At 72.5% G+C, this 23,445-nt stretch carries 20 protein-coding genes; 13 read left to right on the forward strand and 7 right to left on the reverse strand.

The annotated features are described in order from the left end of the window. Positions 1–67 precede the first annotated feature (67 nt). The 3 genes from ACGF3I_RS19485 to ACGF3I_RS19495 all read left to right on the forward strand — a co-directional run bounded on the left by ACGF3I_RS19485 (position 68) and on the right by ACGF3I_RS19495 (position 4,393). The gene (locus ACGF3I_RS19485) at positions 68–739 is read left to right on the forward strand and encodes a GntR family transcriptional regulator (RefSeq protein WP_393133619.1); all 672 of its coding nucleotides are present in this window, start codon (positions 68–70) and stop codon (positions 737–739) included. After that, entirely contained in the window at positions 736–3,162 is a 2,427-nt protein-coding gene (locus ACGF3I_RS19490; RefSeq protein ID WP_393133621.1) for a dolichyl-phosphate beta-glucosyltransferase, read from the forward strand. The genes ACGF3I_RS19485 and ACGF3I_RS19490 overlap by 4 nt, the downstream gene beginning before the upstream one ends. Positions 3,163–3,742: 580 nt before the next feature. Next, the gene (locus ACGF3I_RS19495) at positions 3,743–4,393 is read left to right on the forward strand and encodes a hypothetical protein (RefSeq protein WP_393133623.1); all 651 of its coding nucleotides are present in this window, start codon (positions 3,743–3,745) and stop codon (positions 4,391–4,393) included. Positions 4,394–4,415: 22 nt separating this feature from the next. Here the strand turns inward: ACGF3I_RS19495 and ACGF3I_RS19500 are convergent, their stop codons facing one another. Continuing rightward, the gene (locus ACGF3I_RS19500) at positions 4,416–5,156 is read right to left on the reverse strand and encodes an SLATT domain-containing protein (RefSeq protein ID WP_393133625.1); all 741 of its coding nucleotides are present in this window, start codon (positions 5,154–5,156) and stop codon (positions 4,416–4,418) included. A 387-nt stretch (positions 5,157–5,543) separates the two neighbouring features. On the opposite strand from ACGF3I_RS19500, the gene ACGF3I_RS19505 reads away from it, so the two are divergent. The 7 genes from ACGF3I_RS19505 to ACGF3I_RS19535 all read left to right on the forward strand — a co-directional run bounded on the left by ACGF3I_RS19505 (position 5,544) and on the right by ACGF3I_RS19535 (position 12,017). Further along, complete coding sequence (locus tag ACGF3I_RS19505) at positions 5,544–5,879, forward strand: YbaB/EbfC family nucleoid-associated protein (RefSeq protein WP_393133627.1); 336 nt, start codon at positions 5,544–5,546, stop codon at positions 5,877–5,879. Between the two features lie 114 nt (positions 5,880–5,993). Continuing rightward, entirely contained in the window at positions 5,994–6,593 is a 600-nt protein-coding gene (recR, locus tag ACGF3I_RS19510) for a recombination mediator RecR (protein WP_393133629.1), read from the forward strand. 47 nt (positions 6,594–6,640) lie between these two features. Then, positions 6,641–7,300: a DUF5063 domain-containing protein gene (locus tag ACGF3I_RS19515; RefSeq protein WP_393133631.1), complete on the forward strand. Its 660-nt coding sequence runs from the start codon at positions 6,641–6,643 to the stop codon at positions 7,298–7,300. Between the two features lie 237 nt (positions 7,301–7,537). Continuing rightward, a complete protein-coding gene (locus ACGF3I_RS19520) occupies positions 7,538–8,818 on the forward strand; it encodes an aspartate kinase (protein WP_393133633.1) in 1,281 nt (426 codons plus the stop codon). Further along, complete coding sequence (locus ACGF3I_RS19525; RefSeq protein WP_393133635.1) at positions 8,815–9,873, forward strand: aspartate-semialdehyde dehydrogenase; 1,059 nt, start codon at positions 8,815–8,817, stop codon at positions 9,871–9,873. Before ACGF3I_RS19520 ends, ACGF3I_RS19525 begins: the two co-directional genes overlap by 4 nt. A gap of 312 nt (positions 9,874–10,185) precedes the next feature. After that, positions 10,186–10,815 carry a SigE family RNA polymerase sigma factor gene (locus tag ACGF3I_RS19530; RefSeq protein WP_393133850.1) on the forward strand — a complete coding sequence of 210 codons (630 nt, stop codon included), beginning with the start codon at positions 10,186–10,188 and terminating at the stop codon, positions 10,813–10,815. A gap of 44 nt (positions 10,816–10,859) precedes the next feature. Further along, positions 10,860–12,017: a hypothetical protein gene (locus ACGF3I_RS19535; protein ID WP_393133637.1), complete on the forward strand. Its 1,158-nt coding sequence runs from the start codon at positions 10,860–10,862 to the stop codon at positions 12,015–12,017. 90 nt (positions 12,018–12,107) lie between these two features. On the opposite strand, the gene ACGF3I_RS19540 is transcribed toward ACGF3I_RS19535, so the two are convergent. The 4 genes from ACGF3I_RS19540 to tatA form a co-directional block, all read right to left on the reverse strand. Further along, a complete protein-coding gene (locus ACGF3I_RS19540; RefSeq protein WP_393133639.1) occupies positions 12,108–12,935 on the reverse strand; it encodes an SURF1 family protein in 828 nt (275 codons plus the stop codon). Between the two features lie 692 nt (positions 12,936–13,627). After that, positions 13,628–15,409 (reverse strand): S9 family peptidase, encoded by a 1,782-nt coding sequence (locus ACGF3I_RS19545; protein WP_393133641.1) that lies wholly within the window; start codon positions 15,407–15,409, stop codon positions 13,628–13,630. Positions 15,410–15,475: 66 nt separating this feature from the next. Continuing rightward, positions 15,476–16,438, reverse strand: coding sequence for a threo-3-hydroxy-L-aspartate ammonia-lyase (locus ACGF3I_RS19550; protein ID WP_393133643.1), 963 nt, complete (start codon positions 16,436–16,438; stop codon positions 15,476–15,478). 163 nt (positions 16,439–16,601) lie between these two features. Next, the gene (gene tatA / locus ACGF3I_RS19555; protein ID WP_393133645.1) at positions 16,602–16,868 is read right to left on the reverse strand and encodes a Sec-independent protein translocase subunit TatA; all 267 of its coding nucleotides are present in this window, start codon (positions 16,866–16,868) and stop codon (positions 16,602–16,604) included. A 216-nt stretch (positions 16,869–17,084) separates the two neighbouring features. Here tatA and ACGF3I_RS19560 point away from each other — a divergent pair, with 216 nt between their 5' ends. From ACGF3I_RS19560 to ACGF3I_RS19570, 3 genes are all read left to right on the forward strand, one after another. Beyond that, positions 17,085–18,608 carry an LCP family protein gene (locus ACGF3I_RS19560; protein ID WP_393133647.1) on the forward strand — a complete coding sequence of 508 codons (1,524 nt, stop codon included), beginning with the start codon at positions 17,085–17,087 and terminating at the stop codon, positions 18,606–18,608. A 187-nt stretch (positions 18,609–18,795) separates the two neighbouring features. Continuing rightward, positions 18,796–20,316, forward strand: a complete 1,521-nt coding sequence (locus tag ACGF3I_RS19565) for an alkaline phosphatase (protein WP_393133648.1) — start codon at positions 18,796–18,798, stop codon at positions 20,314–20,316. 120 nt (positions 20,317–20,436) lie between these two features. After that, positions 20,437–20,940 (forward strand): hypothetical protein, encoded by a 504-nt coding sequence (locus ACGF3I_RS19570; RefSeq protein ID WP_393133650.1) that lies wholly within the window; start codon positions 20,437–20,439, stop codon positions 20,938–20,940. 15 nt (positions 20,941–20,955) lie between these two features. Here ACGF3I_RS19570 and ACGF3I_RS19575 read toward each other — a convergent pair whose 3' ends face one another. Beyond that, complete coding sequence (locus ACGF3I_RS19575) at positions 20,956–22,047, reverse strand: type III polyketide synthase (RefSeq protein ID WP_393133652.1); 1,092 nt, start codon at positions 22,045–22,047, stop codon at positions 20,956–20,958. 32 nt (positions 22,048–22,079) lie between these two features. Further along, a complete protein-coding gene (locus tag ACGF3I_RS19580; protein ID WP_393133654.1) occupies positions 22,080–23,285 on the reverse strand; it encodes a cytochrome P450 in 1,206 nt (401 codons plus the stop codon). Between the last annotated feature and the right edge of the window lie 160 nt (positions 23,286–23,445).

Below are 23,445 nucleotides of genomic sequence, written 5' to 3' on the forward strand. Positions count from 1 at the left end.
GCTCTCCTTTGTCCGGTTTCCGGGGCACCCCATAAGGTGGCCCGGAGCCGGAGGAGGGGAGCGAGCCATGCCCGCGAGCGGAGCGGTCACCCGCAGCACCCTTCGACAGCAGATCGCGGACGCACTGCGTGACGAGGTGCTCGCGGGGCGTATGCAGCCCGGCGAGGAGTTCACGGTCAAGCAGATAGCCGAGCAGTACGGCGTGTCCGCGACGCCCGTGCGCGAGGCGCTCGTCGACCTCTGCGCCCAGGGCCTGCTCGACTCCGACCAGCACCGCGGCTTCCGGGTGCGGGTGTTCACGGTCGAGGACTACCGCGGCATCGTCGAGGCCCGGGCCCTGGTGGTCGACGGAATGTTCCGGCGGGCCGCGGCCCCCGGCTCGCTCGACACGCACGGCCCGGCCCTGGTGTCGGTGCGGCGGCGCGGCGAAGAGGCCGCGCGGGCCGCCCGCTGCGGCGACCTGAACATCCTGGTCGGCTACGACCTGCGGTTCTGGCGGGAGCTGTGCGCGCTCGCCGGCAACACCTACATCTCCGACTTCCTGCACCGGCTCCGCATGCAGAGCTGGGTGTTCGCGGTGCCGCACCTGCGGGCGCACGGCGAGCTGAGCGACTGGTTGTGGACCGGCCACGGCGAGGTCGTCTCGGCGCTCGCCCTCGGCGACTTCGAGGCGGCCAGAGCGCTGATCGCCGCCTACAACGACGAATCCCTGATGTGGGCGGAGCGGCTCCCGCGGTGATCACCGATCCGGCCGGACAGGTCGAACTGAGCGTCGTCGTCCCGGCCTACAACGAGGAGCTGCGCCTCGCGCCCACCCTCGACGCGATCCGCGCCCACCTCGGCGACGGCTGCTCGTGGGAGCTGATCGTCGTCGACGACGGTTCGGCCGACGACACGGTACGGGTGGCGAAGGAGGCCGCGGCCCGCGATCCCCGCATCAGCGTCGTGGTCAGCGACACCAACCGCGGCAAGGGCCACGCCCTGCGGCTCGGGGTGCTCGCCTCCTACGGACGCCGGGTGCTGATCACCGACGCCGATCTGGCCACCCCCATCGAGGAACTCGACCACCTCGCCAAGGCGATGACCGAGGACGAGACGGCCGCCGCGATCGGCTCGCGGGCCCACCCCGAGGCCCGTATCGAGGTCCACCAGAGCCGGATGCGCGAGACGCTCGGACGGATGGGCAACCGGCTGATCCGCGCCGTGGCGGTGCCCGGCATCCGCGACACCCAGTGCGGCTTCAAGCTGTTCGACGGCGACAAGGCGCGCGCCGCGTTCTCCGACGCCCGCCTGGACGGCTGGGGCATCGACGTCGAGATCCTCCAGTTCTTCCGGCGCCGCGGCTGGCCCGTCGCCGAGGTACCGGTGCGCTGGTCGCACCAGGACGGCTCCAAGGTGGGCGCCGCCGACTACGGCAAGGTGCTGTGGGAGCTGGCCCGGCTGAAGGCGCGCGCGGTGCGCCGCGTCGACCTGGTGCTCGGCGCCCTGTTCCTGCTGTCGTCCGTCCTGCTCTACAAGAACCTGTGGGACGGCCTCGGCCGCAGCTACCTCACCGACTCGATGCAGGACCAGAACCAGTGGGAGTGGTTCTTCGCGGTCACCGCGGACAACGTGGCCCACCTGCGCGACCCCCTGTTCACCACCGTCCAGAACTTCCCCGACGGCGTGAACCTGATGGGCAACACCCCGATGCTGGGCCTCTCGGTGCCGCTGACCCCCCTCACGCTCGCCTTCGGGCCGAGCCTGACCTGGGCGCTCGTCCTGACCCTCGGCATATCGGCGACCGCGTACGCCTGGTACTGGCTCTTCGCCCGCCGCGTCACGGACAACCGCTGGGCGGCCGGGCTCGGCGGGGCGTTCGCCGCGTTCGCGCCGCCGATGATCTCGCACGGCACCGCGCACCCGAACTTCTGCGTCCTGTTCATGCTCCCGCTGATCATCGACCGGGCGCTGCGGCTCTGCGAGGGCCGTGACGTGCCCCGCGACGGGATCGTCCTCGGCCTGTTCACCACGTACCAGATCTTCCTCGGCGAGGAAGTGCTGCTGCTCGCCGCGCTCGGCATGGCCCTGTTCGCGCTCTCCTACGCCCTCGCCCGGCGCGACGTGGCGCGCGCCGCGATCCGGCCGCTGGCCCGCGGGACGGCGTACGCGCTCGGGGTGTGCCTGCTCCTCGTCGCCTATCCGCTGTACCGGCAGTTCGCGGGAGCGCAGAGCTACCACAGCGTGCTGCACGGAGACAGCGCGGGCAATTCACCGCTCGCCCTGATCGAGTTCGCCGGGCGCTCGCTGGCGGGCGACGAGGCCACCGCCGACAAGCTGGCCCTCAACCGCACCGAGCAGAACGCCTTCTACGGCTGGCCGCTGGCGGCGCTCGCGCTCGCCCTGGTCGTCCGGCTGTGGCGCCGGCCGCTGGTCAAGGCGCTGGCGTTCACCGGTGTCGCCGCGGCGGTGCTCTCGCTCGGCCAGAAGATCCGCCTCCCGTACACGGACGTGGTCTTCCCCGGGCCCTGGAAGCTGCTCGCCCACCGGCCGCTCTTCGAGTCGGTGATCGAGGGCCGGGTCGCGATGATCTGTGCGCCTGTGCTCGGCGCCCTCCTCGCGCTCGGCGCGGGCCGGCTCGCGCTCAGCCGGACGCGGGCGGTGCGGGCGGCCGGCTTCACCGCCGTCGCGCTCGCCCTGCTCCCCGTCGTGCCGACCTCCTACCCGACGAACGCGCGCCCCGAGGTGCCCGCCTTCATCACGTCCGGCCAGTGGAAGCAGTACGTGGGCCCCGGCGAATCCCTCGTCCCGGTGCCGCTGCCCGACCCCGGCTCGGCCGAGGCCCTGCACTGGCAGTCCTCGACCGGCCTCGGCTTCCCGGTGCCCGGCGGCTACTTCAACGGGCCCTGGGGACCGGACCGGATCGGCATCTACGGCGCCTCCCCGCGCTGGACGTCCAACCTGTTCGGCGACGTGCGCTCGGGCAAGCCCGTCCCCGACATCGGCACCGACTGGCAGAACCAGGCCCGCGCCGACCTCGCGTACTGGCACGCGGGCGTCCTGGTCCTCGCCCCGCAGCCGCGCGCCCCCGAGCTGTACGAGACGGTGACCCGCCTCCTGGGGGGGCGGGCCGGCACCCGGGTGGGCGGGGTCTGGATCTGGGACGTGTCCGACGTGCGGTAGGCGGATCGGCCCGGCGCCGGTCCCCGGCCCGCCCCGGCGGGGGCACGCTTCCGCGTGGGGGCGGTTCGGTGCGGGCCGGTCGCTTTTTGCGCAGTTCCCCGCGCCCCCTGACCCCGCTGTCGTGTGCGGGCCGTGGTCGCTTCTTGCGCAGTTCCCCGCGCCCCTGACCCCGTCGGTCTTGTGCGGACCGTGCCCGCTTGCTCGCGCAGTTCCTCGCGCCCCTGGCAGGGCCGGTGCTGGCCCGCACGTGTAGCCCGGCCTGGCTCGCGCAGTTCCCCGCGCCCCTTGGCAGCACTGGTGCTGGGCAGTACCAGGCCACCTCAGCCCGTCCGGCGTTTGAGGACGAGCGCCGTTCAGGCGCGACGGGGGGTTCGGGGGCGCAGCCCCCGAGGGGGGAGCGGGGCCGTGGCCATGGGACGGCGTCCGAGTAACGGACCCGCGCGTGGGTAGACCCACCCGACCGGGCCGCGGAGCGAACCGGTCACCCCGGCAAGGGAGTTGACCGGCCCTCTTCGCCGAGCGTGCCCAGCGCATTACGCTGTTGCGACCATCGCACCGAACGAGTGAGAGCGAGCCCGTCTTGGCCTGTGACCTGTGGCTGGTGCCCCTCGTCGATGTGCTCTGCCACAGCCCCGACAATCCGTTCGCGGAGGAGATCGCCTCGTACGACAAGGCGCTCGGCGAGGCGGGGCTGCCGCCCGTGCCGGTCTTCGCGTACATGCCGGGCCTGTCCGGGGACGTGGCGCCGGTGGCCGGGTTCGACTACGACGCGCTGCACTTCCTGCGCCGCGCCTACCTCTTGCAGCTGTGCGGGCTAGCGGTGACGCCCGTCGACGAGCTCGGTGGTGACTACGAGCAGCTCCTGGAGATGTTCGAGCCGACCGCCCAGCAGTCCCACCTGGTCTGGCACTACGACCACGCCGGGGCCTATGTGCCGGTCGACTTCGCGGCGCCGCTGTCCAACGAGGAGCTGCTCGCGGGCGGCGGCCCGCTCGGCTCGGCGCAGGGACTGCTGCGGGAGCTGCAGTTCGTCGGCCCGGCCATCGGCATCGATCCGGCCAATCCGCCCACCGCGCCCGCGCCCCCGGCCCGCCCGACCTCCCTGGAGGAGCCGGCCGGACCCATCCCGTACGACGAGAGCCCCTTCGCGCGCGAGCGGCACGTGTGGCTCGGTCTGCACGCGGCGGCCACCCGAAGCCTCGCCCAGGGCTCGATGATCATCTTCAGCTGAGAGCCCGCCGCCGCGGGGCGGCTCAGCGGGGCCCCTCCGGCGGGCGCTGGCGCGGCATGTTCGGGCGGGTGGCCGGGGGCATCGGGAAGCGGCCCGGGCCGGGCGCGCCGTCCGTGCGCGGGGCCGCCGTGCTCAGGCTCTGCATCACCAGCGGCGCGGGCCCCGGGCGGAACTCCACCATCCAGTCCGCCGTCTCCGAGCGCACCAGCTCCGTCACGTCCTCGGTGAAGCGGCGCAGCACCGACAGACAGCGCTCGGCCGCCTCGCTCGCGGTGCCCTCGGTCGGCCCGAGCACCTCGCGCACGCTCTCCGAGGCCCAGTCGAACTGGAGGGCCTGGAGCCGGCGCTGCACGGCCTGCGCGGTCGCCACGTCCCGCATCCAGCCCGAGGTGAGCCCGAAGTAGCGGTCACAGGCCAGGCACGCCCCGGCCAGCAGCAGGCACACATAGCCCCAGCCCGCGACCCCGCGCGCCGCGCCCGTCAGGTCGAGCAGCGGAAGCACCGCGCCCGCGATCGTGCCGCTCGCCGTGCCGCAGCGCAGGGCGCGCGCCCCGCGCCGCTTCCACAGCCGGTCCGCGAGGTACCAGTCGGCGGTGCGCAGCGCGCCCGTCTCCACCCAGCGGTACAGCTCGTAGAGGCGCTCGGCGGGCTCGCCCCAGTCGCCGAGCGGGAACGGCCGCCCGGACAGATCGCCCGTCCGCGCACCCTCGTCCCGCCGGGCCTGGCCCGGTGGCCCCTCGGGCTGCATGTCAGGCTGGCTCACCCGGCCGCTCCCTCCGCACTGCTGCTGTGACCCTCTGCGACATCGCGTGACGTACGGGCACCCGGGCATCCGCCCGCCCGCGGACGCCGAGGCGTACTGGACGTAGTAAACGACGTGCCGCCGGCCGTCACCGGCGGGGCGCCCGGGCGTCGGAACGCCCGGTGGTGCGCCCGAGCGCCATTCCTACCGCCGAATGGAGGGGCCGGGACTCGCCATCCAGGTATTTCCGCCCGGAAGTGGGCCTTGATCAGGTATACGGACACGCATCGCATCACTCGAAAGAGTCGCGGAGCAGGGGGCCTGTGGACCACGTAGGCTCGGAGTGCCGAACGCGGTGGCCCGGTGGCCGCCGCGGTGAACCCGTTCTACCGAGACCCGGAGTGAAACGTGATCCCTGGTGGTGGCCAGCCCAACATGCAGCAGCTTCTCCAGCAGGCCCAGAAGATGCAGCAGGATCTCGCCCTTGCCCAGGATGAGCTCGCGGCGACCGAGGTCGAGGGCCAGGCCGGCGGCGGCCTGGTCAAGGCGACCGTGACCGGCTCGGGCGAGCTGCGCGCCCTCGCCATCGACCCCAAGGCGGTCGACCCGGAGGACACCGAGACCCTCGCCGACCTGATCGTCGCGGCCGTCCAGGCGGCCAACGAGAACGCCCAGCAGCTCCAGCAGGAGAAGCTCGGCCCGCTCACCCAGGGCCTGGGCGGCATGCCGGGCCTGCCGTTCTAGGCCCCGGCCCCGGGCCGCGTGCGCCCCGCGCGCACGCAGCCCTGCGCCTGCCCTACTGAGGCGGACGTCCAGCAACTACCGTAGGCGTCAGAACAACCCACGAAAGGCGTTCCGTTGTACGAAGGCGTGGTTCAGGACCTCATCGACGAGCTGGGCAGGCTGCCCGGCGTCGGTCCCAAGAGCGCGCAGCGGATCGCCTTCCACATCCTGCAGGCCGAGCCGACCGACGTGCGCCGCCTCGCGCACGCCCTCCTCGAGGTCAAGGACAAGGTCCGCTTCTGCGCGGTGTGCGGCAACGTGGCCCAGGAGGAGCGGTGCGCCATCTGCCGCGACCCGCGCCGCGACCAGACGGTCATCTGCGTCGTGGAGGAGCCCAAGGACGTGGTGGCCATCGAGCGGACCCGCGAGTTCCGCGGCCGCTACCACGTGCTCGGCGGCGCCATCAGCCCCATCGAGGGCGTCGGCCCGGACGACCTGCGCATCCGCGAGCTGCTCGCGCGCCTGGCGGACGGCACGGTCACCGAACTGATCCTGGCCACCGACCCGAACCTGGAGGGCGAGGCCACGGCGACCTACCTCGCCCGCATGATCAAGCCCATGGGCCTCAGGGTGACCCGGCTCGCCAGCGGCCTGCCGGTGGGCGGCGACCTGGAGTACGCCGACGAGGTCACCCTGGGCCGGGCCTTCGAAGGAAGGCGGCTGCTCGATGTATGACGCCCCGCAGGAGTACGCCCGGGAGGGCCACGAGGAAGGTCGACCCGATGTCTGACGCAACGCTGCACGCGACCACCCAGGACCCGGACTCCTTCGCGGTCCAGATCGCCGACCAGGTCGAGTCCTTCATCGTCGCGGTCACGGAAGTGGCCAAGGGCGACGAGCCCGACAGTGCCGTGCCGTTCCTCCTCCTGGAGGTCTCCCAGCTGCTGCTCGCCGGCGGCCGGCTCGGCGCCCACGAGGACATCGTCCCCGACGAGCGCTACGAGCCCGACCTCGGTCCGGAGGCCGACGTCGACGAGCTGCGCGAGCGCTTCGCCCGGCTGCTGGAACCCATCGACGTGTACTCCGAGGTCTTCGACCCGTACGTGCCGCGCAAGGCGCCGGTGCCGTGCCGGATCTCCGACGACCTCGCCGACGTGGTCACCGACCTGCGCCACGGCCTGGCCCACTACCGCGCGGGCCGCACCAGCGAGGCCCTGTGGTGGTGGCAGTTCTCCTACTTCTCCAACTGGGGCTCGACGGCCTCCGCCGCGCTGCGCGCCCTCCAGTCGCTCGTCGCCCACGTCCGCCTCAACCAGCCCCTCGAAGAGCTGGACGGCCTCGACACCGACGAGGACCTGACGGAGGACTCCCTGGAGGAGGAGGCCGGCCGCGTCATGGCCGAGGAGCTCGCGGGCCCGCTGGGCCTGCACGACCTGAAGTAGGCGCCCGCCGCCCCCGGGCGGGCGCCCCGCGGCCGCCGCGGGCTGTGACCCCGCCCACAAGTCGCGTACAACCGGACCGCTCGGGCAGGCGGACCTCGCGAGCGGTCCGGAGATCGCCCGGTGAACGTCGTGATCATCCAGTGAGCGGGACATCTCACGAAGTGATACGGCCCGGGCGATTCCGGCCCGCTCGTTAAACTGAGCCGACCGCAGTAATGAATTGAGCGAGGAGCGCACGTGGGCCTTGTCGTGCAGAAGTACGGAGGCTCCTCCGTTGCCGATGCCGAGGGCATCAAGCGGGTCGCCAAGCGGATCGTGGAAGCCAAGAAGAACGGCCACCAGGTGGTCGTCGTGGTTTCCGCGATGGGCGACACGACGGATGAGTTGATCGAGCTCGCCGAGCAGGTGTCCCCGATGCCTGCCGGCCGGGAATTCGACATGCTGCTGACCGCCGGAGAGCGGATCTCCATGGCACTGCTTGCCATGGCGATCAAAAGCCTGGGCCACCAGGCCCAGTCGTTCACGGGCAGCCAGGCCGGTGTCATCACCGACTCGGTCCACAACAAGGCGCGGATCATCGACGTCACCCCCGGCCGCATCCGGACCTCGATCGACGAGGGCAACATCGCCATCGTCGCCGGGTTCCAGGGCGTCAGCCAGGAGGGCAAGAACATCACCACGCTCGGGCGCGGTGGCTCGGACACGACGGCCGTGGCGCTCGCCGCCGCCCTCGACGCCGAGGTCTGTGAGATCTACACGGACGTCGACGGCGTCTTCACCGCGGACCCCCGCGTCGTGAAGAAGGCGAAGAAGATCGAGTGGATCTCCTTCGAGGACATGCTGGAGCTGGCCGCGTCCGGCTCCAAGGTGCTCCTGCACCGGTGCGTCGAGTACGCGCGCCGCTACAACATCCCGATCCACGTGCGCTCGTCCTTCAGCGGGCTCCAGGGCACCTGGGTCAGCAACGAACCACGTACCCCGTCGGAAGGCCAGCAGGTGGAGCACGCCATCATCTCCGGAGTCGCGCACGACGTCTCCGAGGCGAAGGTCACGGTCGTCGGCGTCCCCGACAAGCCGGGCGAGGCCGCGGCGATCTTCCGCACCATCGCCAACGCCGAGATCAACATCGACATGGTGGTGCAGAACGTCTCCGCCGCCTCGACCGGTCTCACCGACATCTCCTTCACCCTGCCCAAGGCCGAGGGCCGCAAGGCCATCGACGCCCTGGAGCGGATGAAGCCGACCATCGGCTTCGAGTCGCTGCGCTACGACGACCAGATCGCCAAGATCTCCCTGGTCGGCGCCGGCATGAAGACCAACCCGGGCGTCACGGCCGGCTTCTTCGAGGCGCTGTCCGACGCGGGCGTCAACATCGAGCTCATCTCGACCTCCGAGATCCGCATCTCGGTCGTCACCCGCGCCGACGACGTCAACGAGGCCGTGCGCGCGGTGCACTCCGCCTTCGGCCTCGACTCCGACAGCGACGAGGCCGTCGTCTACGGAGGCACCGGGCGATGACCCGCAGACCGGCGCTCGCGGTCGTCGGAGCGACCGGGGGCGCCGGTGCGGTGATGCTCCAGATCCTGTCCCAGCACGCGGACGTCTGGGGCGACATCCGGCTGATCGCCTCCGCGCGCTCGGCCGGCCGCAAGCTGCTCGTACGGGGCCAGGAGTGCGAGGTGCTCGCGCTCGGCGAGGAGGCCCTGGAGGGGGCCGACGTCGTCGTGTTCCTGGTGCCCGCCGAGACCGCCGCCCAGTGGGCGCCGGTCGCGGCCGCCAAGGGCGCGGTGGTGGTGGACAGTTCGGCCGCCTTCCGGATGGACCCGGACGTCCCCCTGGTGGTGCCCGAGCTCAACCCGCACGCCGTGCGGATGCGTCCGCGCGGCATCGTCGCGAGCCCGCACGCCTCCACCCTCGCGATGATCGTGGCGGTGGGCGCGCTGCACGCCGAGTTCTGTCTGACCGAACTCGTCGTCTCCACCTACCAGGCCGCCAGCGGCGAGGGCCAGGCCGGCGTCGAGGCGCTGCGCCGGCAGATCTCGCTGGTCGCCGGGACCGGGCTCGGCACCAGCCCGGGCGATGTGCGCCGGGCCGTCGGCGACGACCTCGGGCCCTTTGCGGCGCCCATCGCGCTGAACGTGGTGCCCTGGGCCGGTGAACTCGCCGACGACGGCTGGTCCTCGCAGGAACTCGGGCTGCGCGCCGAACTGCGCAAACTGCTCGACCTGCCGCGCCTTCCGGTCGCCGCGACCTGTGTGCGGGTCCCGGTGGTCACCACCCACTCCGCCTCCGTGCACGCCCGCTTCGAGAACGAGGTGGACGTGGCGCGGGCCCACGAGATCCTGGCGACCGCGCCGGGCGTGGTGCTCTTCGACGACCCCGCCGCCGGCGACTTCCCCACCCCCGCCGACGTGGTGGGCACCGACCCGACGTGGGTCGGCCGGGTCCGCAGTTCGCCGGACGACCCGCACGTGCTGGAACTCTTCGTCTGCGGCGACAACCTCCGCAAGGGCACGGCCCTGAACGCCGCGCACATCGCCGAGTTGGCGGCCCGCGAATTCACCGGACGCTGAGTCCCGCCGGTTTGTAGGATCTGTGAACGCTCTGTGAGCAAGTCGCTGGTCTGTACCACTTGAAGTGCGCCAATGCCTTGTTACACGATTCATGTCCGTGTCCCTGCAACCGCAGACCGGCATGGAGCGTCTATGCGGTCGCCCCTCAAGGTGCCGTGACAATCGGGGCATTGGGGAAGAGCGGGTACGGATGAGGGCATTTTTCGCACCGCCAAAAACAGTGTCGTACGCGTACAACCCTGACGGGGAGGAACGTGTCCAACAGGCGTGGCAGAGGTACTCGACTTCAGAGCGGTACCGGCACGCGGCGCCATGGCAGTGCGCCCGCGCCGGCGCCTCGGTGCGCCCGGCGGCATGCCGGTGATCGCGCCCATGCCCGCCACCCGTCCCGCCGCCCTCGTCCCCTCCCCGGCGACCTCCCGCGGGAGCGCTGACGAGGTCATGGCGGCCGGCACCACCGTGGACCATCTGACCGAGACCTACCGCGCGCACTACCGCTCGCTGCTCGGGCTCGCCGCCCTGCTCCTCGACGACACCGCCTCCTGCGAGGACGTCGTGCAGGAGGCGTTCATCCGGGTCCACTCCGCGCGCAGCCGCGTGCGCGAGCCGGAGAAGACGCTCGCCTACCTGCGCCAGACCGTGGTCAACCTGTCGCGCTCGGCGCTGCGCCGCCGCATCCTCGGGCTCAAGCTGCTCTCCAAGCCCATGCCCGACATGGCCAGCGCCGAAGAGGGCGCCTACGACCAGCTGGAGCGCGACGCCCTGATCAAGGCGATGCGCGGGCTCCAGCGCCGCCAGCGCGAAGTGCTCGTCCTGCGCTACTTCGCGGACATGACCGAGGCCCAGGTCGCCGAGACGCTCGGCATATCCCTGGGCTCGGTCAAGGCGTACGGCTCGCGCGGCATAGCCGCCCTGCGCGTCGCCATGGAGGCGACGGCATGAAGGGGCCCGACAGGAACGGCGACAGGAGGCCGCGGGATCACGGGGTGAACGGGCCGGACCAGCGGCCCGGGAATGACCTGAACGACCTGACTGGATACGGATTCGTGGACAAGACGCCGGAAAAGAACAGCGCCGGCAGCCCTCTCCCCGGCGCTCCCGCCGAGGGGAGCCCCGACGCGGCCGACGAACGGGCCCTGCGCGCGCTCCTGCACGGCGCGGTCGGTGAACTGACGCCGTCGGAGGGCGCGCTCGAACACCTGCGGGCCGCGGTGCCCGCGCGACGGGCCCGCAAGCGGCAGGCCGTCGTCGGCTCCGTCGCCGCCGCCCTGCTGGTGGCCACCGCGGTGCCCGCGTTCCTGCACGTCGCCAACACCTCGGGCAGCGCGGGCGACCAGCCCGCCGTCGCCGGGCACGGCGAGCGCACGCACGGCACCCCCGGCACCGCGTCGGACACCGTGGAGGGCACCGACGAGAGCGGCCGGCCCGCCCACCCGGGCAACGCCCCCGGCACGCCCGGCGCCAAGGGCCCGGTCCCCACGCCCAGCAAGGACGCGACCGGCGGCACCGCCGGCGGCGCGACCGGCCCGGGCAGCGGGCCCGTGAAGGCCGACTCGCCGGCCTGCGAACCGGGCGAGCTGAGCGTGAAGTCGGCGAAGGTCGGCAAGCCCGACGCGACCGGCAAGGTCTACGGTGCCTTCCGCATCGTCAACGCCTCCGCCAAGCGGTGCGCGATCGGCGGGGTGGGCCGGTTCAACGTCCGGGCGCAGGGCGCGGCCGACCCGGCGAAGATCACCGTCGTCGAGCACGCGGCGGGCGACCCCGCCCCCGGGCTCCCCGACCCCTCGCAGGACACCGCGCACCTGGTCCTCGCCCCGGCCGGCGCGTACGAGGTGCGATTCGCCTGGGTCCCCTCGGACACCTGCCCCAAGGCCACCCCGACACCCGACCCGACCCCGTCGACCGGCGGCTCCGGCAGCAACAGCGGCATCGTCGCCCCCACCACGGGCGGCGGCGCCGGCCCGAACCAGCCCGTCACGGATGCCGGGCCCCCGGCCGACACGGCCAACGGCACGATCGCGGTGACCCACGTCGCCGAGCCCGGCGCGCCGTCGGCGGAGGCGAAGATCCCGAACGCGTGCGCGGGAACGATCTACAAGACGGGCGTCCTGGACGCGAGCGCCCAGCCCTCGACAACGCCGTAGGGCGGGGGAGGGGCCGGGGCCGGCGGGCCTTGCGCGGGGAGGTGCCGTGGGGCCGGGGTGGCTGGCCGGCCCGGCCCGGCAGGCGCAGTCCTAGGTGGTCTTGGTCTCGGCCAGGGGGGCGGACGCGGCGCCGTCCTCCGAGCCGGGCTCGCCCGACTTGGCGGGCCCGTCCGGCTCGACGAGGCCCAACTCGGCGTCCTCCAGGGCCTCGGCCTCGCGGCGCACCAGACGGAACCACATGAACACCACGAACCCCGCGAAGACGAACCACTCGCCGGTGTAGCCGAGGTTCTGGAACGCCTTGAGGTCGAGCCCGCTGTTCTGCGGCGCGCTGGCCGGCACCGGAGTCATCCCGGAGTCGGCGCTGGGCAGTGTCACCCACGCGTCGTACACCGGATACGGCACGAGGTTGACCAGTGCCGCCGCGCTGATCATGCCGACCTGGCCCCGGGGGAGCCCGCCCTGCGCGTGCACCCCGGCCGCGCCGACCGTCTCGGACGCCTGCAGAACACCGGTCACCGATACCTCGCCCGCGGGCGGGGCCGGGGCGGCGGCGCCCCGCGGGATCCAGCCGCGCACCACGGGCAGCGCCTTGCCGCCGTCGGTCCGCAGCAGCGTCAGGACGTAGCTGCCCGGCCGGCCGTCGACCTCGCGGTCGGGCACCAGGAACTGGTCGGCGTACCGTCCGCGCGCGGAGGCCGGCCGGCCGGAGGTGCGCTGGTCCACGGGCAGCAGCGAGGCGAGGGGTTCGGCCGCGCGGGTGGCGGGGTCGGGGGCCTTCGCGGCGGCGTCGTGGGACTGCACGCGGTCCTCGAAACGGCCCAGCTGCCAGGAGCCCATGAAGACGCATACGGGGATGGCGAGGAGGACGAAGAGGTGGATTCCCCACCAGCGGGGGGTGAGCAGGAACCGGTACACACCACCACGGTACGGAATCCCGCCCCCACCCCGCCCACAGGGTCCCCCTCCACCCCCGCAGCGCCCCTCGCCGGGGCGGCCCGGGGGAGGGCCGGGGGTGGCCGCCTTTGCGCAGTTCCCCGCGCCCCTGGGGGTGCTGGGGGCGCCCCGGGGTTCGCGCAGTTCCCCGCGCCCCTGGCAGGACCGGTGCGGGCCGGCGCGTATGGCCCGGCCCGCCTCGCGCAGTTCCCCGCGCCCCTCAACCCGCTGTCGGCCTCGCGCCGTGCGTGGCTGGTCGCGCAGTTCCCCGCGCCCCTGGCGGGACCGGTGCGGGCCAGCGCGTGTGGCCCGGCCTGCCTCGCGCAGTTCCCCGCGCCCCTCAACCCGCTGTCGGCCTCGCGCCGTGCGTGGCTGGTCGCGCAGTTCCCCGCGCCCCTGGCGGGATCGGTGCTGGCCCGCACGTGTGGCCCGGCCCGCCTCGCGCAGTTCCCCGCGCCCCTTAACTGCTCGGTGCTGGGCAGCGTCAGGCCACCTCAGCCCGTCCGGCGATTGAGGACGAGCGCCGTTCAGGCGCGATGGGGGTGCAGGGGGCGCAGCCCCCGCCGGGGTTCGAGGGGCGGAGCCCCTCAGGGGGTCTGGGGCGCAGCCCCAGGGGCCGCACCCTTCAACCCGTTGCACGGGCGGGTGGGTGGGCAAATCCCCCAGGGGGCGGGTTACGGCAAGTGGCGGGCCGCGAAGGCCAGTTCGAGGCGGACCTGCTTGATGCGCTCCTCGACCACCAACGACCCATGCCCCGCGTCATACCGATAGACCTCATGCACCACCCCCCGCTCAACCAACCGATCCACATAGTTCTCCACCTGCCGAATGGGGCAACGCGGATCATTGACCCCCGCCGAGATGTACACCGGCGCCGTCACGGCATCGACGTACGTCAGGGGAGAGGACACCCGGAACCGCTCGGGAACCTCCTCCGGCGTACCCCCGAACAGCGTCCGGTCCATCGCCTTCAGCGCCTCCATCTCGTCGTGGTACGCCGTGACGTAGTCCGCGACCGGCACCGCCGCAAGACCCAGCGCCCACGCACCCGGCTGGGTGCCGAGGCCGAGCAGGGTCAGATAGCCGCCCCAGGAGCCCCCCGCCAGGACGAGCCGCGCGGGATCGGCAAGACCCGAGGACACCGCCCAGTCACGGACCGCCGCGATGTCCTCCAGCTCGATGAGCCCGACCCGGTGCTTGAGCGCGTCCGTCCACGCCCGCCCGTACCCGGTGGAGCCGCGGTAGTTGACCCGTACCACCGCATAGCCGTGGTCGACCCAGGCCGCGGGACCGGACGCGAACGCGTCACTGTCGTGCCAGGTCGGCCCGCCGTGGATCTCGAAGACCGCCGGGAACGGGCCGTCACCCGCGGGCCGCTGCACCAGCGCGTGGACGCGCCCGCCCGGACCCTCCACCCACACGTCCTGCACCGGCACCGACCCCGGCGCCTTGAAGCCGGGCGGGTCGAGCACCACCTCACCCGTCGTGGAGCGCACCTCGGAGGGGCTCGCCGCCGACGACCACAGGTACTCCACCGTGCCGTCCGGCCGCGCCGTCGCGCCCGAGACCGAACCCGCCGGGGTGTCGATCTCGATCAGCGACCGCGTGGCCAGGTCGAATCGGAACAGGCCGCTGCGGGCCTCGAAGCTGTGCACGACCAGCAGACCCGAACCGTCCGGATACCACTCCGCCGAGACGTCGCCCGGCAGATCGAGCGCCAGGTCGCTCTCCTCGCCCGACGTCACGTCCCAGATCATCGGCTCCCAGCGGCCCCGGCGCTGGTGCGCGACGAGCAGCCGGGTGTCCCCCTCCAACGGCGCGAAGCCGAGGACTTCGAGGCCCAACTCCTCGGCGCCGCCCTTGGTGTCGTCCAGCTCGGCCACCACCGTGCCGTCCAGCCGCAGCACCCGCACCGCCGAGTGCATCGCGTCGCCGTGCTCGGTGTGCTCGACGGCGATCAGCGTCCCGTCGTGCGACAGGTCGCCCACCCCCGCCGACTCGCGGTGCCGGTAGATCTCGACGGGCCCCGCGCCGGGGCGTACGACATGGACCGTCGAACCGTCCTCGTCGGTGGAGCGGCCCACCACCGCCGTGCCGTCCCGGCCCAGCGCGAGACCGGCCGGATACGACGGGTCGAGCCCGGGCACGGCCGCCTCGTCGTCGCCGCCCGCGAACGGCTGGCGGCGCCACACCCCGAACTCGTCCCCGTCGGTGTCGTCGAACCACCAGATCCACTCACCGTCGGGCGTGAGCACCCCGTCCGTCGTGCCGTTGGGCCGGTCCGTGGCGCGGCGCTGGGCGCCCGTCGCGCGGTCCCACGCGTACAGCTCGTACGTCCCCGTCGCGTTGGACACGAACAGCGAACGGTCCGGGGCGTCCTCCGCCCAGTCGGGAAGCCCCACCCTCGGCGCCCTGAACCGCTTCTCCCACTCCGGCATCTCGCTCATGTCGCTCATGCCCCCATCATGCGCCGAACCGCCGACAGCCCGTCCGCGTCCCCCTCAGCCTGTGGAAAACCCGCCCTACGCGGACAGCAGACGAGCGAACCGCGCCATGTCCACATTGCCGCCGCTGACGATCACGCCGACCCGGCCGCCCCGGTACCGCTCGGCCAGTTCGCGCGCCGCGGCCAGGCCCAGGCAGCCCGTCGGCTCGGCGACGGTCTTCAGGCGCGACGCCAACAACCGCATCCCGTCCACCAGTTGAGCGTCGGACGCGGTCACGATGTCGGTCACCCGGTCACGGATCACCGCGAAGGGGTAGGCGCCCAGGTGCTGGGTCTGGGCGCCATCCGCGAGCGTCTCGGGGGTGTCGATGTGCACGATCCGGCCCGCCCGCAGCGAGCGCAGCCCGTCGTCGCCCGCCTCCGGCTCGACCCCGTACACCGCGCACGAGGGCGCCAGCGCACCCGCCGCCAGCAGACTCCCGGACAGCAGACCGCCCCCGCCGAGCGGCACGAACAGCGCGTCGAGCGGACCGGTCTCCTCGAACAGCTCCTTGGCGGCGGTGCCCTGGCCCGCCATCACATCGGGATGGTCGTACGGCGGGATCAGGGTCAGACCCCGCTTTTCGGCGAGCGCCCGCGCGATCTCCTCGCGGTCCTCGCTCCAGCGGTCGTAGCGGACGACCTCCGCCCCGTACCCCTTCGTCGCGGCGAGCTTCGCCGCCGGTGCGTCGTGCGGCATCACGATCGTCGCCGGAATGCCGAGCAGCGCCGCGCCCAGCGCGATTGCCTGGGCATGGTTGCCGGAGGAGTAGGCGATGACCCCCGCGCGCCGCTGCTCCGCGTCGAACCGGGACAGCGCGTTGAACGCGCCGCGGAACTTGAACGCCCCCATCCGTTGCAGGTTCTCGGCCTTGAGGAACAGGCTCAGACCCAGCTCGGCATCGGTGAGCCGCGAGGTCAGGACGGGGGTGCGGTGGGCGTGGGAGGCGATCCGCTCGTGTGCGCGGACCACGTCGTCGTACGTCGGCAGCTGCTCCATGGTCGCCGAGCCTACGGTGCCGACATGTCCATGGCACGGGTGCGCCTACGGTGCCGGCCGGTCCGCGGACCGGGTGCGCCTACAGTGCCGGCCTGTCCATGGTGCGGGCGTCCCGATGGGGCCGGCGTCGCCATCGAGCCGGCGTCCCATCGGGCTTGCGTCCCTACGGGGCGGGCCGCGGGGGAGCGTCCGCCGCCGTGCGGTCCGCCGGGTGGACCGTGGCCGCGGCCGGGGTGACCTGCGGGGCCGGGGCGGCGGCGGGCGCCGGTTCGGCGTCCTCGCGCATCGCCTTGGTCTCGCTCTTGAGGATGCGCAGGGACTTGCCGAGCGCGCGCGCCGTGTCGGGCAGCTTCTTGGAGCCGAACAGCAGGATCAGCACCACGCCTACGATCAGCAGGTGCCAGGGCTCAAGGCCGTTGCGGAGGAACATCCCGCCGTCCTTCCTCGTTCGTGTCCTACGGCCCTGTCGGCCGGCCGTTGCGGCCGGGCGACCGGGGCCGCCCAGGGTGCGGCCGGTGTGCGACCGCGGTCGCGGCCGGGCCGAAGGCTCTCAGTGAGACTTGCTACATTGCGCAACTGTACAACCAGAGGGTGCGACTCACCGTCTCCTCTACAGAAGAGGCGCGAATGAGGGATGAGGGGTCCGATGGCCGGCAGCCACAAAGCGGGGGCGTCCAGCAGGCGTGAGAGCGGTGGCTCCGCCACGCCACGGCGCCGCGAGAAGCGCAGTCGCGCCCGCCTCGCCGGGATCACCGGCCTCTCGGTCGTCGTCCTCGCGGTCGCCGGAGGCGGCTGGATCTACCTCAAGCTGAACGGCGACATCAAGACCTTCGACGACGGCGGCATCTCCGCGGACCGCCCCGCCGCCACGACCAACGGCTCCAACGTCCTGATCATCGGCTCCGACACGCGCTCGGGCGACAACGCCCGGTACGGCCACGGCGAGGGCGACATCGGCCGCTCGGACACCGCGCTCCTGATGCACGTGTACGCCGACCAGAAGCACGCCGTCGCCGTCTCCATACCGCGCGACTCCCTGGTCGACATACCCCCGTGCAAGCTCCCCAACGGCAGCTGGACCAAGCAGCAGCACAACCAGATGTTCAACTCGGCGTTCGAAGTCGGCGAAACGGTCGAGGGCAACCCCGCCTGCACCCAGAACACCGTCGAGAAACTCACCGGGCTGCGCGTCGACCACACCATGGTGATGGACTTCGAGGGCTTCTCGAAGATGACCGAGGCCGTCGACGGCGTCGAGGTGTGCGTGCCGAACAACGTCTACCAGGGCGACCTCAACCCCAAGCTCGGCCACAAGGGCAGCCTGGTCTTCGCCAAGGGCGAGCAGAAGGTCTCCGGCCAGAAGGCGCTCGACTACGTCCGCATCCGGCACGGCATCGGCGACGGCTCCGACATCGGCCGCATCCAGCGCCAACAGGCCTTCCTCAGCAGCCTGATCAAGAAGGTCAAGGGCAACGGGCTCGACCCGACCACCCTGCTGCCGCTCGCCAACGCGGCCGTAAAGTCCATGACGGTGGACCCGGGCCTCGGCTCGGCGAACAAGCTGATCTCCTTCGCGATGTCGATGAAGAACATCGACCTGCACAACACCAAGTTCGTCACCCTGCCCTGGCGGTACGAGGGCGCGCGCGTCGCCGTCGTGAAGCCCGAGGCGGACGCCCTGTTCGCCGCGCTCCGCGCCGACCGCACCGTCGACGGCCAGGACGCCGCCGCCAAGGGTGCCTCGGCCTCCCCGACTCCGGCCGCCGCGGCCTCCGCCTCGGCCCCCGCCCCCGCCTCCGGCAAGGGCATCTCCGTGGCCGTCTACAACGGGACCGTCACCAAGGGCCTCGCGGGCCGGGTCGCCGAGTCCCTCAAGACCGCGGGCTTCACGGTGACCGGCGCCACCACGGCGGCGACCCAGGACTACACGCACACGGTCATCCAGTACGGTCCCGGCGACGACGCGAAGGCCAGGACGCTCGCCACGCACTTCCCCGGGGCGCTCCTGCGCCAGGCGAAGGCGCCCGGTCTGAACGTCGTCGTCGGCACCCAGTACAAGGCGGACGACGCGTCGTCGACCCCCAGCGCCCCGGCGTCCGTGCCCCCCTCGGTGGCCGACAAGGCCCGCTCGGCCGACGACAACATCTGCTCCAACCTGTCCTACGGGTGACGGGGGAGGGGCGAGGGGTGGCGGATGACGGATGACGGATGACAAAAGTGGGACGGCGGACGGCGGGTGTCGGACGATGCCCGAGCAAAGCGCCGGAACGCAAACGTCATGCGGGAGGTAAAGGCGTTCGCCCGGCGGTCGCCTGAACCCCCCGGTCCGTTCACATGCGACTCATAGCTTCGCCGCCATGAGACAGAAGGCAATGAAGCTGCTCGCGGTCGCCGCTGCGGCCTCCGCGGTCGCCGCGGGCTCCACCGTCACCGCCAACTCCGCTCCCCGGCACGGCGACCACGGCCACGACCGCGAGATCCGCAACGTCATCTACCTGCTCGGCGACGGCATGGGCCGCACCCACGTCACCGCCGGCCGCGAGCGCTTCTACGGCGCCCAGGGCAAGCTGAACATGGAGAAGCTGCCCTACACCGGCGCGGTCGCCACGTACGCCGTCGAGAAGGGCAGCGCCCGCCCCGCCCTCGTGACGGACTCGGCGAGCGCCGCCACCGCCTGGGCCTCGGGCGTCAAGACGTACAACGCCGCGATCGGCGTGGACAGTTACGAGAAGCGCCGGGTCACGCTCATGGAGCAGGCCAAGGCGGCCGGTTTCGCCACCGGCAACGTCTCCACCGCCGAGATCACCGACGCCACGCCCGCCGCCCAGTTCAGCCACGCCCTGCTGCGCGGCTGCCAGGGCCCCACGTACTCCGACGCGGCCTGCCTGCCGAAGAACGCCGACGGCAGCTACGAGAAGGCGCCCGCCGACAAGACGCTGATCACCCCCATCGCCGAGCAGATCGCCCGCAACGGCACCGCCGACGTGGTGCTCGGCGGCGGGCTCGCCCGCTTCGAGCCGGACGACCAGAAGGCGTTGCAGAAGCAGGGCTACCAGGTCCTCGGCTCGTTCGGCGACCCCGGGCTGCCCGCGCAGACCGCCGGTTCGCAGCGGGTGGCCACCCGCGCCGACCTGGACCGGGCGCACGGCAGGAAGGTCGTCGGGCTCTTCAACCGCGGCAACCTGACCGTCGAGCAGGCGAAGGCGAACCTGCCCGCGGGCGCGCCGCAGAAGCAGGAGCCGACGCTCGCCGAGATGGCGAAGAAGTCGATCGACCTGCTCGACGGGCGTTCCAGGAAGGGCTTCTTCCTCCAGATCGAGGGCGCCCAGATCGACAAGCGCTCGCACGCCAACGACGCGGCGCAGACGCTCGCCGAGGTCAAGGCGTTCGATGACGCGGTCAAGGCGGCCACCGACTTCGCCAAGCGGGACGGCCACACCCTGGTCGTCGTGACCGCGGACCACGAGTGCGCGGGCTTCAACATCGTCGAGAAGGGCACCTACACCAACGCCGAGGCGGTGGCGCCCCCGGCGAACACGGACGGGGGCAACCCGGCCAACAACTCGGCGCCTTCGCGGTCGAGTTCGGGCGCACTCGACCCGTCCCGCTCGACGGGCATCGCCAACGGCGCGGGCGCCGGCAACACGAAGAACTTCGCCCCGGCCACCTTCCGCACCCCCGACGACCCCAAGGGCGTCAAGGACGGCAGCCCCGAGGCGAGCCTGTGGCTGACGTACCTGTCCGGCAACCACACCGGCGCCGACGTGCCGATCTTCGCCTACGGTCCGGGCGCCGACCGCTTCGCGGCCAGCCAGCTCAACACCGACCTGTACGGCAAGATGTACGGCTCGCTCTTCGGCCGCGCCCCGCGCGGCTGACCCTTACGCCCCCGCCACCTCCCCGGGCCCGGCCGGACCCCTGCGGGCCCGGGGAGTCGCGTGCGGGCGCCGCACCCCAACTCCCCCTCCGTCCACACCAGTTCGCAGGAGCCGTACGCCATGAGACGCATCGCCCCGGCCGCTCTGGCCGCCCTCGTCCTCGCCCTGGTGGCCGCGTGCGGCGGTGGTGCGGGTGAGCGGGCGAAGGACGTGCCGGAACCGGCCCCCTCGGTGAGCTTCGCCGCGCCGCGGCAGGCGGCGGCTCCGGCCGCGTTCCGCAAGCTGGCCGGTGGTGAAGTGAGCCTGGAGCAGGGCCCGTTCACCGACCGGATCAAGGTGACGGGTACCGCGCTCGCGGGCGGCGCCGTCACCGGGCACCTCGCGGTCACCTCGGACGTCAGCGAACTGATCGCCCTCGAACTGCGCGCCGCCTATTACGGCGCGGACGGGCGGCTGCTCGGGACCGGCTCGTTCCAGTACGCCGAGGAGGGCCACGACGAGCACTCCGGCGGCCACACTCCGGCCGCCGAGGGGCCCGGCATCGACTTCACGGTCCGGCCGGGGCCCCTGAGCGGGACCCCGGCCGGGGCGGTGCTGTCCGTGCCCGTGCTCGTCAACGAGTAGGGCACACGGGGGAGTTCAGACGCGGGCCGCCAGCGCGCTGAGCTCTTCGTCCAGGTGTGGGCCGGCGTTCCAGCGGCCCACGCCGATCTCCGCGGTGATGCCGGGCCCGAACCCGGCGATCAGGCCGCGCGCGCCGTCCTGCATGCCGCCCTCCTCGAAGAGCCGGTCCAGCGCGTCGAAGACCACCGAGCTCGCGATGTTGCCGCGTTCGGTGAGGGTGCTGCGGCTGAAGCGGAACATCTCCGGGCCGAGGTCCAGGAAGTGGCACAGGTCGTCCAGGATGCGCGGGCCGCCCGCGTGCACGATGTAGAAGTCGAGCGCGCCGACCTCCCAACTGTGCTGAGCCACCAGCGTCTTGAGGGCGGGTGCCAGCATCTCCATGGTGCCGGGGACGCGATTGTCGAGCTGGAAGTGGAAGCCCGTCTCGCGCACGGCGTAGGAGATCCAGTTCTCGGTGTCCGGCACCAGGTGCGAGCCGTTGCGCTCGATCCGCATGCCGGTGCCGCCCTCGCCGCGGACCACCGCGGCCGACAGGGCGTCCCCGAACAGGCCGTTGGAGAGCAAGGAGCCGACCCCGATGTCGGTGGGCTGGTAGAGCAGCGAGCAGAACTCGCAGGACACGATCAGCACGTTGGAGCCGGGATAGGCCGTGATGAAGTCGTGCGCGCGGTTGATGGCCGCGCCGCCGGCCGCGCAGCCGAGCTGGGCGATGGGCAGCTGGCGGGTGTCGGAGCGGAAGCCCATCGTGTTGATCATCCAGGCGGTCAGCGACGGCATCATGAAGCCGGTGCAGGACACGTAGACGATCAGGTCGATGTCGGCGGCCTCGACGTCGGCGTGGGCCAGCGCCCGGCGCACCACCTCGGGCACCCGCCGCTTGGCCTCGGCCTCGTACACCTGGTTGCGGATCTCGAACCCGGGGTGGGCCAGGGTCTCTTCGAGGGGCTGCACGAGGTGGCGGGTCAGGACGCCGGTGTTCTCGATGAGGCGCAGGACCAGGGGGAGCTGGGGATGTCCCGCGTGGGTCTCACGGGCGATCGCCAGGGTCTGTTCCTGGGTGATGACGTGGTCGGGCACGGCGACCGCCGGGCGGCACAGGGTGGCCATCTGACGTCCCTTCGGGGGTGGGGGTGTTGGGGTCACCAGGCGACCGGGAGGCTGAGCGGGTGGCGCCAGATGGAGTGGGTGTTCCAGGGCACGTCGCCGGGTTCTCCGGCGAGCCTGAGGTCGGGGAAGCGGGTCAGCAGGGAGGTGAAGGCCACCTCCAGTTCCATCTGGGCGAGCGGGGCGCCGAGGCAGTGGTGGGCGCCCCAGCCGAACGTCATGTGCGCCACCGTGCCGCGGTCCGGGTCGACCTCGTGGGGGCGGTCGAACTTGCGGGGGTCGCGGTTGGCGGTGAGGTACGAGACGTGGACGATGTCGCCGGCCCGGATGAGGACCCCGCCCAGTTCGACGTCCTCGGTGGCCACGCGGGGGATGCCGACGCCCTTGCGGAACGGGATGAAGCGGAGCAGCTCGTCGAGGACGGCGGGGAAGCCGGCCGGGCGCGCACGCAGCGGATCCAGGATGTCGGGCCTGGTCAGCAGCGTGTACGCGATGTTGCCGAGCTGGTAGGTGGTGGTGTCCTGGCCGGTGATGAGCAGGACCATCGCCATCACGGCGAGTTCTTGGTCGTCGAGGAGTTCCTCGCCGTCGCGGGCGGTGGCGAGGGTGGAGATCAGGTCGTCGCCGGGGGAGCGGCGGCGGGCCGCGGTGAGGTCGGTGAAGTAGGCGCGCAGTTCGGCCTTGGCCCGGACGGCGGCCTCGCGGCCCGCGGCGCCGATGTTCATCATGGTGAGCGCGTGGGCGCGCAGCCAGTCCCGTTCGCCGTCCGGGATCGCGAGGACCTCGCAGATCGTGACGAGCGGGAGCGGGGCGGCGAGGTGCTCCACGAAGTCGGCGGGCGAGCCGTGCGCGGCCATCGTGCCCAGCAGGTCGTCGACGACGCGCTGGGTGCGGTCGCGCATCCGGGCCACGTGCTTGGGCGCGAAGCTCTTGGCGACGAGGCTGCGCAGCCGGCTGCTGGCGGGCGGGTCCATCAGGTTGATCGACTCGGCCTGCACGATGGGCTCGGGGGTCATCCGCGGGAAGTCCCGGCCGATGACGGCGCTGCGGCTGAACCGGCGGTCGGTGGTCACCGTCCGCACGTCCTCGTACCGGGTGACGAGCCAGGCCTCGCCCTCCCCGTAGGCCATGCGGATCCGGGCGACGGGTTCCTCGGCCAGCATCCGCTGGAGCTGCGGGTCGAATTCGAGGGCGTCGGCGTAGTCGAACGGGCAGCTCCACGCGGTGTCGGTGGTCTCCACGAGGTGTACTCCGGTGTGTCAGGGACGGGCTGGGCAGGGAACGTGCCCTGTATCCCCGAGCGCGGTCATGGGCATGTCCGCCGTCTTCCGAATTAACCGATTAGAGGGAGAGCGCGGAGCGGAGCGGCGCGGCCCCCGCGCCGAGGCGCCCGTCCGTGCT

It is taken from the genome of Streptomyces sp. NPDC048111, from assembly GCF_043202815.1.
GTDB lineage: Bacteria > Actinomycetota > Actinomycetes > Streptomycetales > Streptomycetaceae > Streptomyces.